Here is a 21703-nt window from a genome sequence, read left to right as displayed (position 1 = left end):
AAAAACTACAGAAACAGTATATACTGTTTATTATTTCTTATCTTTGTTAAATGCTACCATACTAGAAAGGCTGTGACAATAGAAAAGAAAGAAAAAAACAGACGGATGCTATTTCTGCATCCGTCTGCCTAAACGTATCTCTTTAGAGAATAATATTCTTCTGATTCCCGGCCAAGTACGCATCGATATTATCAAAGACGATGACGGCCCGTTTGGCCATGGATTCTGCCGTTGCAAAGGCGACGTGCGGCGTGACAATAGTGTTCTTGGAGTGGAGCAGCGGGTGATTCGTATCCAGTGGTGGTTCCTTTTCAAAGACGTCGATGCCGGCGCCGGCGATTTTACCGCTGTTCAGTGCATCTGCCAGGTCCTGGGATACGACGACAGGGCCACGGGCTTCATTGATGAGGAATGCCGTCGGTTTCATGTAAGAGAGAGTTTCTTTATTGATCAGGCCCTTCGATTGGTCTGTAACCGGACAATGGAGGCTGACGATATCGGCCTGTTCCATCATTTCTTTCATGGGCAGGTAGGTAATCAGGTCCGTATCGGCTTTATGGGAAAATCCGTTATAGGCGATAACTTTGGCACCAAAAGCATGGACCAGTTCGGCGACGCGATGACCGATATGACCAGTACCGACAAGAGCGACTGTCTTACCTTCCAATTCATTGCCGACGAGACCGGCTTTCGTACCGCCAGCACGGCAGGCTGCATCGACCTGAGGTACGCGGCGGAGCAGATCGAGCATCATAGCAATGGTCAATTCGGCTACGGCAACAGTCGAATAGCCGGATGCATTGCTGACCTTAATGCCCTTGGCTTTGGCAGCATCGAGAGCAACATGATCGACACCCGTAAAGGCCACGTCAATATATTTCAATTTCGGACAGGCGTTGATGACTTCTGCCTTCAAAGGCATATTGGCGATGATGAGGATATCGGCATCCTTTGCTTCTTCGATCTGGACGGCCGGGTCATCATTGCGTTCATACGCGGCGAATTCATAGCCTTTTTCTTTCAGAGGTTTTACATACGAATCAAGTAATTCCTGACTGATACCTAACGATTCCAATAAGACAATCTTCATCATAAAAATCCCCTTTCATCATAGGCAATATCTGATTTTATTATAAGCATGCGTCGGGCAATTTGTAAGCTATCTATGGAAAATCAGTATAGATGTACTACCTATATGCTAAAAATATATACTATACTTCGTCTAAAGCCGCTTGTACTTTTACACACAAAGTCAATAATAGTTTTCGTTCCTCTGGAGACAGTCCTTGCAACGCCTGTCTCCGGTGCGCTATCACAAAGGGTTCCGCCTGGACGAACAAATCCCTGCCTGCGTCTGTCAATTCGATATACTTACCCCGTCCCTTTTCCCGGGGGTGCCGGCATATCAGTCCTTTCTTTCCCAAGCGGCTCAACGTGCGCGTAATCGCTGCCGCTTCCACCTTAAAATAGCGGATTAAATCGGCTTGGGCAATACCTCCGTTCAAGTGGACAAGGTTCAGGACCATCCATTCCGAACTATGCAGCCCCAGAGGAGCTACACAGCCATTTAAGGTCCGGGAAAAAATCCGGGTCGTGCAGAATAATTGCCGTACCAGTTCGTCATCTTGCCGGTCTCGTACATCCATCATGATACCTCTCAATCTTTATGGATATCGACAACAGGTCTTTTCACCGCTTTGGGACTGGCTATGCAATCATTACCATAACGGTAATGGCAGAACATGAACAAGACGGAAAAGCAGATCATGAGAGCCGTTACGCTCCAGTACATGTTGCGATAGCCCACCATCCCGGCAACGACACCCAGGACGAGGATGCCTGTACTGGTACCAATATCCAGCATATTATAAAAAGTCGCACTGGCGGAACTGCGCCGTTCCGGGCGGACCATATTCAAAATCCACGTCAGCAGGGCCGGAAGCAGCAGGCCGGCACCTAAGCCATAAAAGACAGATGCAGCCAATAAGACCGTCAGCGAGTGAGCTGCCATGATGAGCAATAAGCCAATCAAATATGAGACAGATCCCGGCACGATGACGGCGAAGGCTCCCTTGGAGTCGAGGAGGCGACCGCCAAAAGGACGGGAAATAAAGACAAACAGCGTCCCCACAATGAAGAACAGGCCAGCATTTCCAATATGTGCTTCAGCAGCCATCATAGCAATATACGTATTGACACTGCCATAGGCGGCTCCAAATAAAATCGTCAAAACAGAAGGAAGGCCCGTACCCGTTTCACAAATGCAATCACGTAACGATGTCTTTTCTATCACTTCTACACGACGTATCTTCCTGCCTGCATGGCAGAACCCAGCAGTCAGAACAGCCAGAAAAGAAACGGCAGCAGACGAAAAAAACAGTGCCGACGGGCCGATTTCGCTGAGTAAAAATAAACCGACCGCCGGTGCCAGTGCCATCATGACCGTACTTCCCAATCCAAAATAGCCAATTCCTTCGCCGCGGCGGCTGGCCGGGATGATATCGGCGACGATAGCAGCAGCAAAAGTCGTGCTCATGCCAAAGCCGAATCCGTGAAGGATGCGTGCCGCAACGATGGCGTGGATACTGCTAAACATATAATACGACACCGTCGCTAAAATAGAAAGAGCCAGCCCCAGGTAAAGACATTTCTTTTTTCCTAAATGGTGGACGCCCGCATCGGTAAACAAGCGTATGCAGATGGCCGAATAGCCAAAGATGCCACCAATGAGACCGATTTCCCCACCCGTCGCCCCTAAACTGGCTGCATACAGAGTAATCGTCGGCAAGAGAAAATGAAAACCAGCAAATAAAAAGCCGTTGGCCAGAACCAAGGCAACAAAATCACGAGTCCATAATGTTTCTTTCATCAATTCAACCTCTCCTCTATATTGACTAGTCAATTTAATCAGCATTGTATATCATAGCGCTTTTTAATTGACTAGTCAATATATTTATTCTAAAGCTTTTAATACAACCGATGGGTATCGTACCAATTAATTACTCTTCGTTTCACCACTATAGTATTTTCAATTTGAGGTGCGTCGCATCGAGCAGTTCTTCCATAGACGAAGCTCCAACGGCTTCGGCTGCCTTGACGACGATGAGGGCACAGGCCCGGGCATCATCCAGCGCCTGATGATGGTGGAAGGTATATCCCAGGAAGTTCGCTACCGTATCCAGCTTGTGGTTGGGCAGATCCGGCCAGACGCGGCGTGAAATTTCGACGGTGCAGGCATAGGAGGCCTGTGGCTTTTCCAGGTGATACGTTTTGAGAAGACTGCGCAGGACCCGCGTATCAAAGACGGCGTAGTGTGCGACCAGGATGCGTCCTTCCAGATGAAGCCGCACGGACGGCCAAAGCCGGTCAAACTGAGGTTTGTGTGCCACCTGGTCGGGAGTAATGCCGTGGATGCGAACATTATCAGGGGAAAATACCATAAAGGGCGGACGAATGAGCGTGTATCCTTCGCGGACGCACTGTCCGTCATGCATGGTAACCGCCGCCAGTGAGCAGGCACTATTGGCATATTTATTGGCTGTTTCAAAATCAATTGCCGTAAAGTCTAACATAATGTACATACCTTTCTACAGAAGAAGCAGCCGCATAACGCGGCATCACGTTCAACATACCACACCTGACGGTTAAAAGCAACCTATCCTCCTATGGACAAACCGAGTATTTCAGTATAAAGTAGAGGAAGTATGAAAAGCGCAGGGCGGACATCATCTCTATACCGGACCTGCCAAAAGGAGTCATTATGCCACGTTCTGCCCAATGCCATTTCCAAAACGGCACTCTTTCTTTTTCTTATGAACTGACCCGGAAAGCTGTCAAAAACATCAATCTCCGCATCCGCCGCGATGGATCCATCCATGTATCGGCCCCTTCATTTGTCTCCAAAGACCGGATTGATGCCTTTCTGCTCCGAGAAACACCGTTCATCGTAAAAACGCTTTCCCAGATAGAAAAAAAGCCGGTATTCAGACTGAATACCGGCGATGTCCTGTATATTCATGGCCGTCCGCTGACACTCCGCGTCGTCCCCGGCCCTGCTGGAAAGGTATATGAAAAAGGAGACATCCTGTACATGGAAACGTCTCATGGCGATGAAGAGAGCCAACGGGCCCATCTCTATCACCAATACCTGCGTCAGCAGGCAGGTACTTTATTTGCTGCCAGTATAGCCCGTATCTATCCCCGGCTCCAGCCATACGGAGTTCCCCTTCCCACGGTCACCCTTCGGCGGATGCGCTCCCGCTGGGGTTCCTGTACGCCGGCCAGAAAGCGGATCAGTCTTAACACCTATCTGGCGGTCATGCCCGATGGCTGTATCGACCAGGTCGTCCTTCATGAATTATGCCACTTCCTGGAATGCAATCATTCATCCCGTTTTTATGGCTGGATGAACCGCTTCATGCCCGACTGGAAAGTCTGGCGGCAGGAACTGGTACGATACGCTCCGTACTGCAACATCTGAATATATCCGGTTATCTCGGGTCCAGGTGAATCATAGGATCACAGGGCCCGTATTTTTTTTGCAATGCCGATTCTACCTTATCGGAAATAGCATGAGCCTGGGACAGGGGAAGTGTGCGGTCCAGTTCCAGATGAAAATCCATAATGGTTTCCGATCCGGAAATGCGGGTACGCAGATGATGATATCCTTTGACTCCCGGAGTTTCCATGATGATATGGCCGATTTTCGATTCTTCGTCATCACTGAGCGACGCGTCTGTCAAATCGTCATAACTGCGGCGGCACATCTTGTATCCGACGCGGAGAATCCCCAAAGCGACGAGGCAGGCGATGAGCGGATCCAGGATAGCCCAGCCCGTGACTTTCATGAGAAAGATACCGGCCATTACGGCAGCTGACGTCCAAACATCAGCCCGCAGATGCATGCCATCGGCCTTCAGTGCTTCCGAGCCGGTCTTTTCCCCGACATAATACAACCGGGCAGACACGATGGCATTGATCAGGCTGGATGCCAGCATGATGACAATAGCCAGATTCAGTGATTCCGGCACCTGGGGATGGAAAAATTTGCCCACCGCTTCGTAGAGGATACTCAGAGCCGCCACGATAATCAGCAGGGATTCAAAGGCGGCTGAGACATTTTCCACTTTACCGTGGCCATAGTCGTGATCCTGATCTGGCGGCAGGCAGGATTTGCGCACGGCCAGGCAGGCAATGGCAGCCGCGAGGAGATCGACACCGGAGTGGATGGCTTCGGATATCAGACTGACTGTGCCAGTCAGGATTCCAATGGATAATTTACCTATTACCAGAAGAGTATTGCTGAGTACGGAAAGACAAGCCGTACGGCGTTTGAGTGTTATTTCATCTGTCGTCATAATTAAAACTTCCTTTGTCTATGAAAATAATCAGACAGGACCTGCGGAACCGCATATCCTTACTTATATGTAGTCCCGCAGGTCCTGCCTGCTGCTTGCGCCCGACCGCTTGTGCAGTCTGTTCTTTACGCATATAGTATCATCCTAATTCTCATTTGTAAATATTTTTTGAGAATATCTGTATGGCAATTTTACATGAGCCCTATGCCTTTCAGCTATTGTATATTGACCGCCGGCTGCTTTTCCAGAAGGGCCGGTTCCCCTTCCCAGAAGGTGAGGATGAATACGGCTTTGATGGCATCGTGATTGGAGTCAAGGATGATGTGTCCCGTCGCTCCCGTAAAATCAATCGTTTTAGCCAGTTCCTGGGCTATCTGCTGCGGTTTGTCGGAATTACCGCGGCGGATGGCTTCGGCGATCATCATGAGAGAATCGTAGCCCAGCGCCGCATAGCTGTCCGGCCATTCTCCGTATTTTTCATAATACCGTTCAGCAAAGGTTTCTGCCGTTTTTTCGTGGACATCATTGGCATAATGGTCGGTATATACCAGATTTGTCAGGTATGCCGGATCCACGTTTTTGGCAAGAGCCGGACCGTTCCAGCCATCAGCCCCCAAAAGGGGAGTCGTCATACCGGATGAACGGGCGAGGACAATCACTTCCCGCGCCTTTTTATCATAGAGCGGTACATACACGGCCTGGCCCGGATCCTGCCGCACGGCGTCGAGTGCCGCCGCCAGATTGCCGTCATGATTAGCCAGATCGACAAATGCCGTAACGGTACCGCCACGGGCTTCTATGGTACTGCGGTAAAACTCAGCCAGCCCTTTAGAATAAGAGCTCTCTCCGTTGTATAGGACAGCCGACCGGGTCACGTGAAGATTTTCCATGGCATATTCGCCCATAGCCCGGGCCTGATAAGGATCGATGAACGTGGCCCGGAACATATACTGGTATACCTGCCGCGATTTGGCATCGACGGTAATATCCGGATCAGTACAGGCCGGACTGACTACGGGAATGCGCAGCGCTTCCGCTGGCTGCATGACTGCCGCCGCACAGGCTGTCATGTTGGGACCGATAATGGCACTGACGTGGCGTGTCGATAACTGCTGCACCGCCATAGCTGCATCATCAGCCTTGCCATGATTATCGACCGTGACCAGATTGACCTCCTTACCCAGAAGTCCGCCCTGCTCATTCAGTATATCCCTGGCCAGCTCTACCCCCTGTTCTGTTGAACGGCAGTATGCTTCGCCAGGGCCGGTGAGGGAGAGATTGGTGCCAATCAGCACTTCTTGGCGCTGAACGGCCTGTGGTGCCTGTTTGCTGCATCCTGAGGCCAGGAAAGCCAGGGACAGCAGGCATAGGCCTGCCGCCAGCAGGGTGCTGATACGTTTCATAGCATGTGTCTCCTTTTCATAAAAAAACAGGGCGGTCCCGTCCATCCGTTCCCCCCTGTTTTATCTTCCTATGATGAATTATGGTAAAAACAGCAACGGATCCGTCGGAGTGCCGTTGACTCGTACTTCATAGTGGCAATGCGGCCCCGTACTGCGTCCCGTACTGCCTGCCAGAGCGACGATATCGCCCGTCCTGACTTCCTGGCCTACGACGACCAGAAGCATCGAATTGTGGCCGTAGCGGGTAACGAATCCGCCGCCGTGGTCGATTTCTACGAGATTGCCATAGCCATCGACCCATCCGGCCATGGTGACTTTTCCCGAAGCCGTAGCCCGTACAGGTGTCCCGTAATCGACGGCAATATCCAGTCCTTCATGATAGCCGGTACCACCACCAATGGGATTGCCCCGGTAGCCGAAGTTCGACGTAATCGTACCGTTGACCGGCCAGATAGACGGATAATTCGAAGCCTGGTATTTCTTGGAAATCTGCTGCATCTCCCGGACCTGCTGACCGGCCGTATCACTGAGCACGGTCTTAAGCGTAATGAAACTGATGATGCGGGCATTTGTTTTGGTTTCCAGCCGGGAGGTGGCATGGAGCAGGTCGTTGTAGTCAGCATGAGAAACGTCCGGTGATTTCTTCTGCTGTCCTGCTACGCCACCTTCACCTTTTGGGCTGTCACCCGTACCTGCCCCCTTGACCATCTGCCGCAGCTCCTGGTCGAGGGCATCCATCTTATCCATTTTTTCCTGGAGCGATGCCGTTTTTTCCCGCATCAGTTCCAGCTGTTGTTCGTGAAGCGCGTTCTGTTCCTTCATGTGCTGCAGCGAAATAAATTCATATATACCGATGCACAGTCCGGCAGCAATGACGACAACGCCTGCGATGACCGCTGCCAGTATCTTTTTATACTGTCCCGGTGTGATGACCAGCGGCTCTGTACGCCTGAGGCAGGAAGCATGGCCGGCCATACCAGCAGCACGTTGTTTCAAACGCGCAAGAAAATCCTGAAAATTCAAATATAGTCCCCTCTTTAATCCTTTTGTACCGTATCCAGCGTACCCGTATACTGCAGGGCGTTATCCAGACTTTCTTTTTCTTCTTCACTCATGCCATACAGGCACTTGCCATCGACGATCGGCTTGGCGAAAATGCGGGATTCGTTACGACCGTAAACACTGGAAAGACAGAAACCGTCGTTCTTGCCGTCGAGCACCGTAAAGGCAAAACTCAGATTGTTGCCAATATTGTCAAAGGCATTGTATTTGACAAAGCCGATTTTGCGGAAACAGTGGTTCTGCACGGCCATGATATCTTTCTGGGTCTTGTGGATGAGTTCCAGTGAATCCTGCAAATCGTGCAGCCGGGCAACATCTTCATGCAGCTTGGCTTCTACACTTTTGCCCGTTTCATCCTGCATAAAAAACTCATATTTTTCTTTGAGTTTGCCCATGCGGTGGGTCAGTATGCCAATGTAGATGATCAGCAGCAGCAACAGCACTCCCACAGCGCCGGCGGCAGCCAGATAAATAAGCTGCCAGTCTAATCCATAAAACATGTCTTTCCTCCTGCAGTATTACAAAAAAAGTCTGTATCTTATATTACACAAAAGAACTCTAAAAAACAACCGCTTTCCAGGATTTTTTTCTAAACTGTAAAAGAAGATGGCGTTTCCGTGCCGTCTCCCGTCTTTTCTTCTGTCAAAAGAGCCAGAAGCCGTTCAAATTCGGCTTCCGACGCTACGGAGATTTCGATTTTCCCCTTTTGCCTCTTCCGGTTGAAATGAATAGAAACATTAGTCCCCAGATGCATTTTAATTCGGTCCTGCATGGCTTCCAGATAGGCATCGGGTTCTTTCGGTCCCTTGTCCGTGCCACCCTGCAGCATACGGGCCACGAGGGCTTCACACTGCCGTGCCGATAATCCCTGGCGGATAATCTGTCCGGCTGCCGCCAGCTGCTGATCTTCATCGGCAAGCTGAAGCAGGGGGCGGGCCTGTCCCATAGACAGTGTCCCATCGCGGAGGAACTGGCATATTTCGTCAGGCAGTTTCAAAAGGCGTATCATATTGGCTACGTGGGGACGGCTCTTGCCCACTTTCTGTGCTGCCTCTTCCTGCGTCAGTCCGAACGTATGGATCAGCATGTCATATGCCGCTGCTTCTTCCATGACATTCAGATTTTCCCGCTGCAGGTTTTCAATGAGTGACACTTCGGCAGCCGCATCGGGTGTATACTCCCGTACCAGAGCAGGAATCGTTTTCAGGCCGGCCAGTTTCGCAGCCCGCAGGCGCCGTTCTCCCGCCACCAGTTCGTACGTGCCATCAGGCTTCTTCTGTACGACCAGCGGCTGGATCAGCCCATACTGGCGGATAGAGGAGGACAATTCTTCCAATGCCACGCTGTCAAACTCACGCCGCGCCTGATGAGGATTGGGCACAATGGCCGAAATATCCAGTTCCGCCGGCATCGTTCCGTCACCAGAAGCAGCCTTATCTATTTCATCTATTTTTTTTTCTTTTAATCCCAGTGCCTGAAGCCGGCTTCCCAGGATGGCATTACTGCCAAGTCCCTTTTTCCTAACCGACACGGCGAATCACCTCTCTGGCTAATTTTCGATACACTTCCGCACCGCGGGAATGAGGGTCGTACACGGTGATAGGCTCCCCATGACTCGGAGCTTCTCCCAACCGTACATTGCGCGGGATAATCGTGCGGAACACCTGTCCGCTGAAGTATTTTTTTACTTCTTCGGCAACCTGCAGAGACAGGTTCGTGCGGCCGTCAAACATAGTGAGCAGCAGTCCCAGCAGGCGCAGGCTGCTGTTCATATTATCCCGTACCATCTCGACGGTCTGCATCAGCTGGGCCAGACCTTCCAGTGCATAAAACTCACATTGCACGGGAATCAGTACCTGGTCCGATGCCACCAGAGCATTGATGGTCAGAAGCCCCAGTGAGGGGGGACAATCGATGAGAACAAAGTCATAGGGCTTTTTCGCCGCTTCCAGACAATCTGACAGCGCCTGCTTCAATACCTGTTCCCGTTTATCCATATTGACCAGTTCTACGGCTGCCCCGGCTACATCCATCGTCGCCGGAATGACAGACAACTTTTTCACTGCCGTCTTCTGCAATACCTGTTCCATCGGTACGCCATCAATCAGGCAGTCATATAAATTGCCGGAAAGGCTTTCTTTATCGATACCCAGACCGCTCGTCGCATTGCCCTGGGGGTCCAGATCCACCAATAATGTACGCTTGCCGCAGTCTGCCAGACAGGCGCTCAGATTAATGCTGGTCGTCGTCTTGCCCACGCCGCCTTTCTGGTTCGTCACGGCAATAATATGAGCCAACGCAGTCACCTCATTTCCAAATTTAAGTCTATATATTAGTATACCTTGCTACGATTATTTTAGCAAATATTTCATGCTCATCAGAACGGTCGTTCCGGCCTTTCCACACTTTTACTAGCCACTATAAGAAAAACTTGCTATAATGGAACAAAAAGTCAGGATTATCGCCGATAGTCCGGGAAAAGAGGATACCCTATGCCTGTTTATAAAGGAAATCTGAAACACATCGATACCAATAATGTACTCACCCTGGCAGGACAGCGCGCCGTTGACGATGCAACGCCGGAAATGGCAGAAGAAGTCTGCCAGACCGTCGTCCGCCTAGCCCAGCCGGTCAGTGTATTTTATCAGTTCTTTTATGATAAAGATACACACACCTTTTTATGCAATGATCCATTTGTCATCGAAGGGGAAACGGTCCGCAATTATCTGGAAAATACGGAAGTCGCCATCATCATGGCCGTCACTCTCGGGAAAGAAGTAGAAGATGCCTGTGATGAATTATTCATGCAGAAAGACTTCACCAAAGGCATCCTCATGGATTCCGCCATTTCTATCGCAACAGAACAGATGGTAGGACAGTTATGCGGCTATATCGACACCCTCGGCGCACCGGAAGGCTACAAGATTCTCTGGCGCATCACGCCGGGCCACAGCGACACGCCTCAGAAACAGGAAGTCACGCTGGTACAGGCCCTGCAGGCCGCCCAGATCGGCATTTCCGTTACGCCGACCAATATGCTCGTACCGCGTAAAGCCGTCACGGCTATCGTCGGCATGAACCACGTCGGGGGAGAAGGAGGCTGCAGCCCGTCCGGTTGTGCCAGCTGCTCCCACAACTGCCATGAATGATTCTAGGTACATCATACATCTGAAAACTAATAACAGAAAGCTCAGAAAGAGATTGTCTTCAATGGCAATCTCTTTTTTTTGCTCATATACGAAAAGCAGGCCCCGTGAACAGGGCCCGCTTTTCGTATATCGTTATGGTGAAAACCCAAAATAGCATTAGAAAATCGGCTGAAGGATAATCGTCTGGCTGCGGTTCGGACCGACCGAGACAATACCCAGGGGTACGCCGACGAGTTCACTGATGCGTTCTACATACTTACGAGCTGCTTCCGGCAGTTCATCATAGGTCTTGCAGGCAGAAATATCTGTCTTCCAGCCCGGCATTTCTTCATATACCGGTTCGACCTGTTCCAGTACTTCCAGACTGGCCGGGTATTCCGGCAGGAGCTGGCCATTGTACCGGTAACCAGTGCAAATCTTTATCGTATCAAGGTCATCGAGGATATCCAGGCGGGTAATAGCCAGATAATCCAGGCTGTTCAGCATAGCCGCATATTTGACGACAGCCGTATCCAGCCAGCCGCAACGGCGCGGACGGCCCGTAACAGTGCCAAATTCATGGCCCGTATTGCGCAGATATTCCCCAATTTCATTATTCTGTTCCGCCGGGAACGGACCGGCACCGACACGGGTCGTATAAGCTTTGACGACGCCTACGATGTTTTCCATGCGGCGCGGGCCGACACCGGAACCGGTGCAGGCACCGCCGGCTGTCGGGTTGGAACTGGTGCAGAACGGATAGGTACCATGATCGATGTCGAGCATGGTCGCCTGGGCACCTTCAAACAGTACCTTTCTGCCTTCGTTGATATATACGTTGGCAGAATAGTTTGTATCTTTTACATAGGGACGGATGCGGTCGGCATACCCAAGGTATTCCTGATATATCGTGTCGAAGTCAAAACCCTGGCAGCCATAATAGGTTTCAAACAGGCGGTTCTTTAATTTCAGATTGACCCGCAGTTTTTTTGCAAAAATATCCTTATCCATCAAATCGCCAATACGGATACCGACACGATTGATTTTATCGGCATAACAGGGACCGATGCCATTTTTCGTCGTACCGATCTTGGCATCCCCTTTGAGTTTTTCATCTTCTTCATCGATGCGGATATGATATGGCATAATCACATGAGCCCGCGTGGAAATTTCCAGTTTGCTGATTGTGACGCCTTTTTCTTTCATGCCATCCAGTTCCTGGAGAAGGACTTCCGGGTTTACTACGACGCCACTGCCGATGATGCACGTCTTATCAGAGAACAGGATCCCTGATGGCAGGAGGCGCAGCGCAAAGGCCTTGTCATCTACCACGACAGTATGGCCGGCGTTATTCCCGCCCTGGGAGCGGATAACTACATCGGCTTTCTGTGCCAGATAATCAACAATCTTACCTTTACCTTCATCACCCCACTGGGTGCCTAATACCATTGCTGTTGCCATTGCTTCAACATCCCTTCGTGAATTAGAGATTAAGAAAACAGGATACGGTATACCAGTTCCCGTTTTCTAACGTACGTGTATATTATACACGAATTTAATTAAAATTCCTATCATATTAACCGAAAAAGCGTACATATTTCAAAAGAGCCGGTCAGGATATGTCTAGCCACGTTTCTTATTTTAGTTTATAATGAATAATTATATGGCAACAATTGTTCCATATAATTGATTATTATAGAATACATAAGGAGAGATTTTCATGTTATTTGATGCGTGTACCATAGGCGGCATCCATGCAGCCTGCCGTATTGTCCGTTCTGCAACGTTTGAAGGTATGGCTGATGCAGAAGGGCATCCGACAGATAAGCTCTGCCACATGTATGAAACACTGGCAGAAGGGGGAACGGGAATCATCATTACCGGCATGATTGCTGCTTCCAGACTGGAACCGCACCAGCATCACCAGATACTGCTCGATGACGATAGTTGTATCGCCCCCCTGGCAGCCATCACCCAGGCAGTCCACGCCAAAGGCGGAAAAATCATTGCCCAGATTGTCATCATGGGTTCGGCCATTATGGTTCCCGAAGGAGAAGACCGTATTATCGTAAGTCCAAGCGGTGTCCCTGATAAAATCGGCCGGACACTGCAGGAATCCCAGGCGCTGACAAAAGAGCAGATCCAGCGTCTCGTCGAAGACGTAGGACAGGCGGCGCTGCGTGCCCGCAAAGCCGGATTTGACGGCGTCCAGTTCCATGGAGCCCACGGCTATCTGGCCAGCAAATTCCTGACTCCTTATTATAATCAGCGCAGTGATGAATACGGTGGCGACCTCATGGGCCGTGCCCGTTTCCTCCGTCAGTGTATTGCTTCCATCAAACAGACCGCTGGCAGCGATTTTCCTGTATGGGTCAAATTGAACTGCGCCGATTTCATGAAAGAAGGCGGTATGACCGCAGAAGAAAGCCTGCAGGTCATGCACTGGCTGGCTGACGACGGCATTTCGGCCATTGAAATCAGTGGCGGCAATACATCCTCCCTGCCCCGCAAAGGCCCGATCCGCGCAATCCGGCGCACGAAAGAGCCCATGTACTTTGCCCCGTATGCAGAAAAAGCAGCCAAAGAACTGCAGGGCCAGACCGATATCGGTGTCGTCGGCGGCTGGAGAAGTGCCGCTGAGATGGAAGAATTCCTCAATACCGCGCCTGTATCGTTTATATCCATGTGCCGCCCGCTCCTCCGCCAGCCGGATCTGCCAAACAGATGGCGCCGCGGTGATACGGAACCGGCAACTTGTATTTCCTGCAGCCGCTGTTTCGGGGATACTGATGTAGATTGTATTTTCCATGATACAGCGGAAGAAGACTGACGTAAAAAGGAAATATCCGTATTGCGGCGAATATTCTAAGTATGACAAGGAATAGCGGCATCTGCCGGGAGAGGAGAGAATATCATGCTGATACTGTTGAGCCTGCTGGCCTTTATCGCTATGCTGTGTTCCTTCTTTCTCTTCCTGCCGCTTACGTATAGTCTGAGTGCAGATATTCAATCCCCATTTCACATCCGGACGGTCCTTTCCTTTCTGAATCACGGATTGTATTACGAGTGGGATTACGTTTTCGGTCAAAAACCAACGAAACTCTGCTATATAGGCTGGCATAAGGAACCCCTATCCGGTAGAGGACAGCCACCCGGTATTGTTCCTGACAAAAAAGACCCAGAAGAGCCAGACAAAGAAGAAGAGGACCCGCTGTCTGAAAACACAATCCGGGATGCCCTGCAGGGTGCAGACTCCCCGGAACCAGATGATGTCTGTGCCGCGTCCGATACATTCTGGTGGAAAGACTATGTATGGTCTGAAGACTTTCTTTCATCATGCCTGTCTTTCTTCCTGCGCCTTTTGCATCACAGCCGCATCCGCACCGTGCAGACGACAGGGACGTTAGGCCTATCTCAGCCGCATCAGACGGGTATGCTGTCCGGTTTCCTCTACATGCTCCTGCCACAAGCTGCGCAGGATCTGCAATTCGATTTCCTGAATGAAATATACGACTGCCACATACAAATAGCAGGACGCATCTATCCCGGTGTCATTGTGCTGTATGCCCTTTCCTTCATCGTTTCCCCGCCAGTCCGCCGGCTGCTTTGGGCCGTACGTCAGCACAGAAAGGAATTCGCTCATGGATAAAAATTATATAAAAAATAATTTAGAAACAATCTTTGAAAATTTCCAGAACATGATTAAAGTTGAAACGGTCGTCGGCCAGGCTGTACACATCGGCGATACGATTCTCGTTCCTTTTGTAGACATCACCTTTGGTTTTGGTACAGGAGGCGTGAACGGCAAAGAAGAAACAGGCCGTCAGAGCGGCGGCGGTGGCGGCGGTGCCAAAATGGAACCGACAGCTGTCCTGGTCATCAAAGGTGACCGGGTCGAAATGTTTTCTATCAAAAAAGGCGGATATCAGGCATCGGCCTTTGAAAAGCTGCTGACCATGGCTCCGGAAATTATCGACAAGCTGAAAAAGGATAAATACATCTACATTAAAGATGAAGATGAAACTACAGCCGCAGCTGAACCGGTTCAATCCGATGCAAAACTTTAAACATTTTGTCAATTATAATCACAGTATGGTCACAACCGTTGTACTTTCCGTTCTATTCTGATATAATATCTAAACAGACAGTAACCCTATTATTTTAATATACAGGAGGATCATATAATGAAATTAAGAAAACAACTGGCTTCCCTCGCCGTAGTAGGGATGATGAGCGTCGTCGCTGCTTCTTCCGCTTTTGCTGCCGGCGTTGGCTATGTCAATTTTGATACCCTCGTCCAGGCTCATAAAGATTTCCCGAAAGTAAGCGCCCAGATGCAGTCTGCTATCAAAAACGCCAATCAGGAATTTGCCAAAAAAGCTCCGACTCTGAAAACAGATCAGGAAAAACAGGAATTAGGCCGTCAGCTCGCCCAGAACCTGAGCAAGCTGGAAAACAGCCTCATCGTTCCTATTGAAAAAGATGTCGTCAATAAAGTCGAACAGGTCCGCAAGGATAAGAACCTGGACTGCATCGTAGCCCAGGGCGCCATCATTGCCGGTGCTGACAAAGCGACTGACGAAACCCAGGAAGTTGCTAAACTCCTCAAATAATTAGTATACGGGTAAAGGACCATACACGACGGTGGAAACCGTCATGTATGGTCCTTTTTAGCTTGTCACGGATGGTCGATAAAAACGCCTTTTAAGGCGTTTTTATTTTTCTTTTTATATTATATATCATAAAATCACGTTTTGCCCGTTACAGCGACGTTTACGGCGTTTTTCTATATTTAAATCATTTAGTTGTATTTTTTTAATCCATATTTCATCTTTTTGAAATAAATTCTTGTTTTCTCTTGACATATACCCCTTGTGGGTATATTATACTCACAGATACCCAATAGGGGTATATAGGAGGAGAATACGATGGAAGAGAAAAAACAAGAGACAGGATTGACAGACCATCCGGCCAAAACGTGCTGCTGTACCGGTCCCAAGCATAAATACCGTGATAAAACCAGTAAGGAATATAAATGCCTTATTTCACGCCTCAACCGGATTGAAGGCCAGGTACGCGGTGTCCGCAATATGGTAGAAAATGACCGTTACTGCGTCGATATCCTGATGCAGGTCAGCGCTATCCAATCGGCTCTCAATTCATTTAATAAAGAATTGCTGGCCCAGCATATTAAAAGCTGTGTCGTTCACGATATCCGTGAAGGAAAGGATGAGGTCGTCGATGAACTCGTCTGTATGCTGCAAAAATTAATGAAGTAGGTGATATGAGATGAAACATGAGAAATATGCCATTACCGGTATGAGCTGCTCGGCCTGCTCCAGCCGGGTCGAAAAAGCCGTTTCCAAACTGGCAGGCATGAAAAAAGCCAGTGTCAATTTACTGACTAATAGTATGCAGGTCGAATATGATGAAGGGACGCTATCCAGCCAGGATATCATCCAGGCCGTCATAGATGCCGGATACGGGGCAACTCTTTCCGGAGGAAATAAAAAAACAGCTGCGGCTCCAGAGCCCAGTCCTTCTGATTTGGCAAAAAAAGATATGGCAGCCATGAAAAAGCGATTGATCGGGTCTATCCTGTTCCTGATTCCCGTCATGTATATCGCCATGCACCATATGCTGCTGGAATGGTTCGGCATCCCCGTTCCGGAATCGTTCCAGGCAATATTCCATGGCGATGAAAACGCCATCACCTTTGCTTTTACCCAATTTCTGCTTATACTGCCCATCATGTATCTCAACAGAAAGTATTATATCAACGGCTTCCGGACCCTGTTCCAGGGCGCACCGAATATGGATACCCTCGTGGGCATGGGTTCTATGGCAGCCGCCGTATATGGTGTCTTTGCCATTTTCCGTATGAGCTGGGGCATGGGCCACGGCGACTGGGCTCTCGTTTCCCAGTACAGCACAAATCTCTATTTTGAATCAGCCGGTATGATCGTTACCCTCATCGATATCGGCAAGTACCTGGAAGCCCGCGCCAAGGGAAAAACCAGTACGGCCATTGAAAAACTGATGGATCTGGCTCCCAAGCAGGCCACGGTGCTCCGCAATGGCAAAGAAGAGGTCATTCCCGTAGAACAACTCGCCGTAGGTGATGAAATGGTCATCCGCCCGGGAGAAAGCATCCCTGCAGACGGCATCATTTCTGAAGGATCGACCAGTATCGATGAAGCCGCCATCACCGGCGAAAGTATCCCTGTAGAAAAACAAAAAGGCGATTCCGTCACCTCTGCTACGATCAATAAAACAGGTTTTATTCACGTCAGGGCCAGTCGTGTCGGAGCGGATACGACAATCAGCCAGATTATCAAGCTGGTTGACGAAGCCAGTGCCAGTAAGGCGCCTATTGCCAAAATGGCTGATAAAATTTCCGGGATTTTCGTTCCTGTCGTCATGACCATCGCCGTTATCACAGGGCTGGTCTGGTACTTCCTGCTCGGTGCCACTGCAGAATTTGCCTTTTCTACGGCCATTTCTGTTCTCGTCATTTCCTGCCCCTGCGCACTGGGACTGGCAACACCGGTCGCCATCATGGTAGGTACTGGTAAAGGAGCCGAAAATGGTATCCTCATCAAATCAGGAGAAGCATTGGAAACGGCCCATACCATCGATACAGTCGTCATGGATAAAACCGGTACCATTACGGAAGGCCGCCCCCGCGTAACTGACATCTGGGTCCGCAAGGGAACAGAAGACCAACTGCTTACGCTGGCAGTCAGCCTGGAGCAGGGGAGTGAACATCCCCTGGCAGAAGCTATTATGAATTATGCCCAGGACCATCATGCCGTTCCCGAAGCGGTAACAAACTTTAAAGCCCTTTTCGGGCGCGGTATTGAAGCTATATGGAATGGCCAGACTTACTATGCTGGCAATACCCGTCTCATGGAAGAAAAGGGTATTGCCACAGAAGAAATCCGACAACGGCTGGATGGACTGGCAGACGCTGGGAAGACACCGCTCATCTTTGCCGACAGTACAGAAGTCATCGGCATCATCGCTGCCGCCGATATGGAAAAAGAAAGCAGCGCCCAGGCGATTTCGCTCTTTGGCAAAATGGGAATCGACGTGGTCATGCTGACCGGGGATAATCAGCGCACAGCTGAAGCCATCCGCAAGCGGCTCCATATTCCTCAGGTAATCGCCGGCGTCCTGCCACAAGATAAAGAACGCCATATTGCAGCTCTCCAGGCACAAGGCCATAAGGTCGCTATGATTGGCGATGGTATCAACGATGCTCCGGCACTGGCCAAAGCAGATTTAGGGATTGCCATAGGGGCTGGCACGGATGTAGCGATTGAAAGCGCCGATGCCGTACTCATGCGCAATGATCTCCTCGACGCCGTAAGCGCCGTCCGCCTCAGCAAAGCTGTCATACGCAATATCAAAGAAAATCTGTTCTGGGCATTCTTCTACAATGCCATCTGCATTCCCCTGGCAGCAGGGGTCCTATATCCGGCCTTTGGCATCCGTCTCAATCCGATGATCGGTGCAGCGGCCATGAGTCTTTCCAGCTTCAGTGTCTGCATGAATGCCCTGCGCCTGCGCTTCTTTAAACCAGATCACCAGACTCACCATGTTTCACGTGAAACATGGCAATCAGAATCCACCCATACCGCTTCGTCAGCCACAACCGATGCACTTACAATACAGCCGTCAACGGCCACTGAAATCATGGAAGAAACCGATCAGACAGTACCTGTTGCAGCGCATCAATATAAACTGACTATCGACGGAATGATGTGCCAGCACTGCGTCCACACGGTCACCAAAGAACTAGAAGCAATGCCCGGCGTTGCAACGGTTCACGTCGATCTGGACAGCAAAGGTGCCACTGTCACCAGTTCATCTGCCATCCCGGCCGATGACTTTAAAAAAGTCATTACGGCTGCAGGATATACATTACTTTCAGAGAAAGAAGAGGATTCCACTATGAAAACCACATTAAAAATTGAAGGCATGATGTGCCAGCATTGCCAGAAACACGTCCAGGAAGCATTATCCGCTATGAATGGCGTAACCGCCGTATCGGTTGATCTCGATGGCGGCAAAGCCGACGTAGAAGCCACCCGTGACATCTCTACAGAAGAATTTGCCAAAGTCATTGCCGATGCCGGTTATAAACTGGTAACTGCCTGATAGACACCACCGGATTCTGTTGTGTATGGGTGAACTAGTACGGAAATTCCCATAGAAAAGACAAACGGACCTGCCGAAAAAATACCCCAGGTATTTCACGGCAGGTCCGTTGTGTATTACCCTCTAATGCAGGACCGGCAAATCAGAATATGCCCAGCCGGACACAGATTGCGAATTGTATGGCATACAGGGCAAGGATTCCGTATTTAAATTTTGGCCGGTCTTTTTTATAAGTAAAAATATAAATAGCAAAGAAAGCTCCCATCGATCCTCCCAGTACAGCCAGCAGGAGCAGGACCCATTCCGGTATACGGGAAGATCCGCCGTCCTGAAATCGTTTTTCCAATCCAAACAGGGCAAAGGTAAGGATATTCAGTAAAAATAAATACCAGTACACAAAGGTCAGATTAATATTCAGCATATACGAACTCCTTTCTTTCAATCCGCTCATTTCTGTCATTCCTATTGTATCATAAAAAAAGGATGCTGTACTATGTTTCACGTGAAACATGGTACAGCATCCTTTTCATTATAAAATGGGGAAGCAGATTGTAAAGATCGTGCCTTTTCCCTCTTTACTGTGGACGCGTATATATCCACCCTGATTGATGACATATTGCCGCGCCAGAGCCAGGCCAATACCGGAACCTCCACTCTTACGGTTTCGTGATTTCTCTGCCCGATAGAAATACTCAAAAATATGAGGTACGTCCTGATGACTGATACCCGGTCCGGAATCAGCAATACAGATTTCGACGCGCTGGCCGTTTTTTAGCCGCCGCAGCCGCGATTGAATGAAAACAGCCCCTCCGCAAGGTACATAGCGGATAGCATTATTTAAAAGATTATAAATAACCTGATTCATCCGGTCTTTATCCAGTGAAAGGAGCGGTACCTCATCATCTGTAGAAAGGCGGACCTGTAATTGTTTTTCCTCAAAAAGCGGTTCCAGCATACTGGCCGCCTGTTGAAGAAGGTCATTTATCTGCAAAGGATGGCAATGAAGTTGTAATTCATTGATTTCTGCCAGGGACAAATCCCGCAGATCCTGAACGAGCCGGCTTACGCGGAGAACTTCGTCTTCCAAAGACAAAAATGTTTTCTTGTCTGCCGGAATGACATTATCGATCATGCCCTCCAGATTTCCCTGGATAATGGCAAGAGGTGTCCGGAGTTCATGGGCTATACTGGCAAAGAGATGGCGACGCATCGTGTCATTGTATTGTAACTTTTTTGACATAGCATTAAAAGACTGGGCCAGTAATCCCACTTCATCCTGCCGGTCAACGAGCACGGTTTCCCCGAAGGAACCAGCCTCAACATGACGGACGGCTTCTGTCAGATCCTGCAGGGGCTGAATAGACCAGCGGATGACAATCCAGCTGATGAATACACTGAGAAGAGTCATGACGGCACCAACCCATAAAAGAGACCGGTGAACAGAAGAAACATATATTTCTTCTGCCATCCCATGGGAAGTTATGCCCATTTCCATGGAGTGATTATAAAGATAATGAGAGAAGTGCGCATCCATCTGATAATTGACTAAAAACAGAAGGATGCCGATAGTCATAATAAAAAGAAAAAAGATAATGCCTGTCAGCCGGAAGACAAGACTATGATAGTTAGTCATGAGCAGTCCCTCCAAATTTATAGCCAATCCCGTAGACGGTAAGTATGTATTCAGGATGGGCCGCGTCACGCTCCAGTTTTTTCCGCAGATTCCGGATGTGCGTATCAATAGTCCGTTCATACCCTTCAAAACTGTATCCGCCCTGTGCCCGCTCCATGAGCTGCATGCGGCTAAAAACACGACCGGGAGAAGAGGCCATCACTTCCAGCAGATTAAATTCTGTCGGAGTAAGCGAAACAGCCTCTCCGTTGCGGGTGACGGTGAATTTTTCTTTATCAATGACCAAATCCCCCCGTATAAGCTGTGACGACTGCTGTATGACTTCTCCCCGCGCTCTACGAAGCATGGCATGGGCACGGGCCATCAGTTCTTTAACGTTAAACGGTTTGGTCACGTAGTCATCGGCTCCAATGTTCAGCCCCACAAGACGATCTGTTTCATCGTCTCTGGCTGTCAGGAAAATAATGGGAATATCATTAGTCTGGCGTACATGCCGGCAGACTTCAAAACCGTCCATATCCGGCATCATCACATCGAGAATCAGGAGCTGAGGCTCATATCGTTTGAGTATATCCAGCGCCTGCCGGCCTGTCTGGGCCGTATACACCAGACATTGATCCTGTTCAAAATAAGAACGGAGCACGGTAAGTAATTTTTCATCATCATCAGCAATGAGAATAGAGTAGGGGAGCACAATACCACCTCCAAAAAATCTATATCCAATATGTATTGTACATCAAAATTCTACGCAGGAGAACTGTTCCATACCAAGTCGTGTCAATCGGTATACAAAAAAGCCTCCCCACACAACGATTGTACGAGGAAGCTTTTAGGAAACATCATTGACTTCTATTTGTTATTGTTCATCTGGTCGTGCATTTGTTCATGGTTCATCTGGCTATGATCCATCTGATTATGATTCATATTGCTTTGATTCATATTATCATGATTCATCTG

The 21703-nt window shown here is 49.3% G+C and carries 22 protein-coding genes; 8 read left to right on the top strand and 14 right to left on the bottom strand.

The annotated features are described in order from the left end of the window. Positions 1-142: 142 nt before the first annotated feature. From B4H10_RS04990 to B4H10_RS04975, 4 genes are all read right to left on the bottom strand, one after another. Positions 143-1090, bottom strand: a complete 948-nt coding sequence (locus B4H10_RS04990) for a 2-hydroxyacid dehydrogenase (RefSeq protein WP_059076264.1) — start codon at positions 1088-1090, stop codon at positions 143-145. 121 nt (positions 1091-1211) lie between these two features. Further along, the gene (locus B4H10_RS04985; protein ID WP_292018314.1) at positions 1212-1649 is read right to left on the bottom strand and encodes a MarR family winged helix-turn-helix transcriptional regulator; all 438 of its coding nucleotides are present in this window, start codon (positions 1647-1649) and stop codon (positions 1212-1214) included. 8 nt (positions 1650-1657) lie between these two features. Then, positions 1658-2869, bottom strand: a complete 1212-nt coding sequence (locus B4H10_RS04980) for an MFS transporter (protein WP_292018313.1) — start codon at positions 2867-2869, stop codon at positions 1658-1660. A 148-nt stretch (positions 2870-3017) separates the two neighbouring features. Continuing rightward, positions 3018-3572 (bottom strand): 3'-5' exonuclease, encoded by a 555-nt coding sequence (locus B4H10_RS04975; protein ID WP_059076261.1) that lies wholly within the window; start codon positions 3570-3572, stop codon positions 3018-3020. Between the two features lie 188 nt (positions 3573-3760). Here B4H10_RS04975 and B4H10_RS04970 point away from each other — a divergent pair, with 188 nt between their 5' ends. Beyond that, on the top strand, positions 3761-4480 hold the full coding sequence (locus B4H10_RS04970) for a M48 family metallopeptidase (RefSeq protein ID WP_150824383.1): 720 nt from the start codon (positions 3761-3763) through the stop codon (positions 4478-4480). Positions 4481-4490: 10 nt separating this feature from the next. Here the strand turns inward: B4H10_RS04970 and B4H10_RS04965 are convergent, their stop codons facing one another. The 6 genes from B4H10_RS04965 to B4H10_RS04940 form a co-directional block, all read right to left on the bottom strand. Next, on the bottom strand, positions 4491-5357 hold the full coding sequence (locus tag B4H10_RS04965) for a cation diffusion facilitator family transporter (RefSeq protein ID WP_059076259.1): 867 nt from the start codon (positions 5355-5357) through the stop codon (positions 4491-4493). Positions 5358-5572: 215 nt separating this feature from the next. Beyond that, positions 5573-6760, bottom strand: coding sequence for an ABC transporter substrate-binding protein (locus B4H10_RS04960; RefSeq protein ID WP_292018312.1), 1188 nt, complete (start codon positions 6758-6760; stop codon positions 5573-5575). Positions 6761-6838: 78 nt separating this feature from the next. Further along, on the bottom strand, positions 6839-7756 hold the full coding sequence (locus B4H10_RS04955; protein ID WP_234995367.1) for a peptidoglycan DD-metalloendopeptidase family protein: 918 nt from the start codon (positions 7754-7756) through the stop codon (positions 6839-6841). A 41-nt stretch (positions 7757-7797) separates the two neighbouring features. Then, positions 7798-8322, bottom strand: a complete 525-nt coding sequence (locus tag B4H10_RS04950) for a DUF4446 family protein (protein WP_059076258.1) — start codon at positions 8320-8322, stop codon at positions 7798-7800. An 89-nt stretch (positions 8323-8411) separates the two neighbouring features. Continuing rightward, the gene (locus B4H10_RS04945; protein ID WP_234995368.1) at positions 8412-9353 is read right to left on the bottom strand and encodes a ParB/RepB/Spo0J family partition protein; all 942 of its coding nucleotides are present in this window, start codon (positions 9351-9353) and stop codon (positions 8412-8414) included. Further along, the gene (locus B4H10_RS04940; RefSeq protein ID WP_059076257.1) at positions 9343-10119 is read right to left on the bottom strand and encodes a ParA family protein; all 777 of its coding nucleotides are present in this window, start codon (positions 10117-10119) and stop codon (positions 9343-9345) included. The genes B4H10_RS04945 and B4H10_RS04940 overlap by 11 nt, the downstream gene beginning before the upstream one ends. Before the next feature lie 195 nt (positions 10120-10314). Here B4H10_RS04940 and B4H10_RS04935 point away from each other — a divergent pair, with 195 nt between their 5' ends. Then, positions 10315-10971 (top strand): hypothetical protein, encoded by a 657-nt coding sequence (locus B4H10_RS04935; protein WP_059076256.1) that lies wholly within the window; start codon positions 10315-10317, stop codon positions 10969-10971. 156 nt (positions 10972-11127) lie between these two features. Here B4H10_RS04935 and B4H10_RS04930 read toward each other — a convergent pair whose 3' ends face one another. Further along, positions 11128-12411, bottom strand: a complete 1284-nt coding sequence (locus B4H10_RS04930; protein WP_059076255.1) for an adenylosuccinate synthase — start codon at positions 12409-12411, stop codon at positions 11128-11130. Between the two features lie 259 nt (positions 12412-12670). On the opposite strand from B4H10_RS04930, the gene B4H10_RS04925 reads away from it, so the two are divergent. The 6 genes from B4H10_RS04925 (at position 12671) to B4H10_RS04900 (ending at position 19113) form a co-directional block, all read left to right on the top strand. Then, positions 12671-13780: an NADH:flavin oxidoreductase gene (locus B4H10_RS04925; RefSeq protein ID WP_113855171.1), complete on the top strand. Its 1110-nt coding sequence runs from the start codon at positions 12671-12673 to the stop codon at positions 13778-13780. 84 nt (positions 13781-13864) lie between these two features. Next, positions 13865-14599: a hypothetical protein gene (locus B4H10_RS04920; RefSeq protein WP_113855170.1), complete on the top strand. Its 735-nt coding sequence runs from the start codon at positions 13865-13867 to the stop codon at positions 14597-14599. After that, positions 14592-15017: a GerW family sporulation protein gene (locus tag B4H10_RS04915; protein ID WP_059076252.1), complete on the top strand. Its 426-nt coding sequence runs from the start codon at positions 14592-14594 to the stop codon at positions 15015-15017. The genes B4H10_RS04920 and B4H10_RS04915 overlap by 8 nt, the downstream gene beginning before the upstream one ends. A gap of 117 nt (positions 15018-15134) precedes the next feature. Continuing rightward, positions 15135-15563 (top strand): OmpH family outer membrane protein, encoded by a 429-nt coding sequence (locus B4H10_RS04910; RefSeq protein WP_059076251.1) that lies wholly within the window; start codon positions 15135-15137, stop codon positions 15561-15563. A gap of 315 nt (positions 15564-15878) precedes the next feature. Further along, on the top strand, positions 15879-16229 hold the full coding sequence (locus B4H10_RS04905) for a metal-sensing transcriptional repressor (protein WP_059076250.1): 351 nt from the start codon (positions 15879-15881) through the stop codon (positions 16227-16229). A 10-nt stretch (positions 16230-16239) separates the two neighbouring features. Then, positions 16240-19113 carry a heavy metal translocating P-type ATPase gene (locus B4H10_RS04900; protein WP_292018311.1) on the top strand — a complete coding sequence of 958 codons (2874 nt, stop codon included), beginning with the start codon at positions 16240-16242 and terminating at the stop codon, positions 19111-19113. A 142-nt stretch (positions 19114-19255) separates the two neighbouring features. Here B4H10_RS04900 and B4H10_RS04895 read toward each other — a convergent pair whose 3' ends face one another. From B4H10_RS04895 to B4H10_RS04885, 3 genes are all read right to left on the bottom strand, one after another. Next, positions 19256-19534: a DUF1294 domain-containing protein gene (locus tag B4H10_RS04895; protein WP_070807738.1), complete on the bottom strand. Its 279-nt coding sequence runs from the start codon at positions 19532-19534 to the stop codon at positions 19256-19258. A gap of 108 nt (positions 19535-19642) precedes the next feature. Further along, positions 19643-20746 carry a sensor histidine kinase gene (locus tag B4H10_RS04890; RefSeq protein ID WP_150824395.1) on the bottom strand — a complete coding sequence of 368 codons (1104 nt, stop codon included), beginning with the start codon at positions 20744-20746 and terminating at the stop codon, positions 19643-19645. Continuing rightward, entirely contained in the window at positions 20739-21440 is a 702-nt protein-coding gene (locus B4H10_RS04885) for a response regulator transcription factor (RefSeq protein ID WP_292018310.1), read from the bottom strand. Before B4H10_RS04885 ends, B4H10_RS04890 begins: the two co-directional genes overlap by 8 nt. Positions 21441-21703: the final 263 nt, after the last annotated feature.

Source organism: Megasphaera sp. UBA4382, from assembly GCF_002391155.1.
GTDB classification, from domain to species: Bacteria; Bacillota; Negativicutes; order Veillonellales; family Megasphaeraceae; genus Megasphaera; species Megasphaera hexanoica.
Note: the sequence above shows the minus strand (reverse complement) of the source record. Positions and strands in the feature narration are given on the sequence as shown.

Bases quoted from the DNA above. Each gene is read 5' to 3' on its own strand.
- B4H10_RS04990 (WP_059076264.1), bottom strand. From the start codon at position 1,090: ATGAAGATTGTCTTATTGGAATCGTTAGGTATCAGTCAGGAATTACTT.
- B4H10_RS04985 (WP_292018314.1), bottom strand. From the start codon at position 1,649: ATGATGGATGTACGAGACCGGCAAGATGACGAACTGGTACGGCAATTA.
- B4H10_RS04980 (WP_292018313.1), bottom strand. From the start codon at position 2,869: ATGAAAGAAACATTATGGACTCGTGATTTTGTTGCCTTGGTTCTGGCC.
- B4H10_RS04975 (WP_059076261.1), bottom strand. From the start codon at position 3,572: ATGTTAGACTTTACGGCAATTGATTTTGAAACAGCCAATAAATATGCC.
- B4H10_RS04970 (WP_150824383.1), top strand. From the start codon at position 3,761: ATGCCACGTTCTGCCCAATGCCATTTCCAAAACGGCACTCTTTCTTTT.
- B4H10_RS04965 (WP_059076259.1), bottom strand. From the start codon at position 5,357: ATGACGACAGATGAAATAACACTCAAACGCCGTACGGCTTGTCTTTCC.
- B4H10_RS04960 (WP_292018312.1), bottom strand. From the start codon at position 6,760: ATGAAACGTATCAGCACCCTGCTGGCGGCAGGCCTATGCCTGCTGTCC.
- B4H10_RS04950 (WP_059076258.1), bottom strand. From the start codon at position 8,322: ATGTTTTATGGATTAGACTGGCAGCTTATTTATCTGGCTGCCGCCGGC.
- B4H10_RS04935 (WP_059076256.1), top strand. From the start codon at position 10,315: ATGCCTGTTTATAAAGGAAATCTGAAACACATCGATACCAATAATGTA.
- B4H10_RS04930 (WP_059076255.1), bottom strand. From the start codon at position 12,411: ATGGCAACAGCAATGGTATTAGGCACCCAGTGGGGTGATGAAGGTAAA.
- B4H10_RS04925 (WP_113855171.1), top strand. From the start codon at position 12,671: ATGTTATTTGATGCGTGTACCATAGGCGGCATCCATGCAGCCTGCCGT.
- B4H10_RS04920 (WP_113855170.1), top strand. From the start codon at position 13,865: ATGCTGATACTGTTGAGCCTGCTGGCCTTTATCGCTATGCTGTGTTCC.
- B4H10_RS04915 (WP_059076252.1), top strand. From the start codon at position 14,592: ATGGATAAAAATTATATAAAAAATAATTTAGAAACAATCTTTGAAAAT.
- B4H10_RS04910 (WP_059076251.1), top strand. From the start codon at position 15,135: ATGAAATTAAGAAAACAACTGGCTTCCCTCGCCGTAGTAGGGATGATG.
- B4H10_RS04905 (WP_059076250.1), top strand. From the start codon at position 15,879: ATGGAAGAGAAAAAACAAGAGACAGGATTGACAGACCATCCGGCCAAA.
- B4H10_RS04900 (WP_292018311.1), top strand. From the start codon at position 16,240: ATGAAACATGAGAAATATGCCATTACCGGTATGAGCTGCTCGGCCTGC.
- B4H10_RS04895 (WP_070807738.1), bottom strand. From the start codon at position 19,534: ATGCTGAATATTAATCTGACCTTTGTGTACTGGTATTTATTTTTACTG.
- B4H10_RS04890 (WP_150824395.1), bottom strand. From the start codon at position 20,746: ATGACTAACTATCATAGTCTTGTCTTCCGGCTGACAGGCATTATCTTT.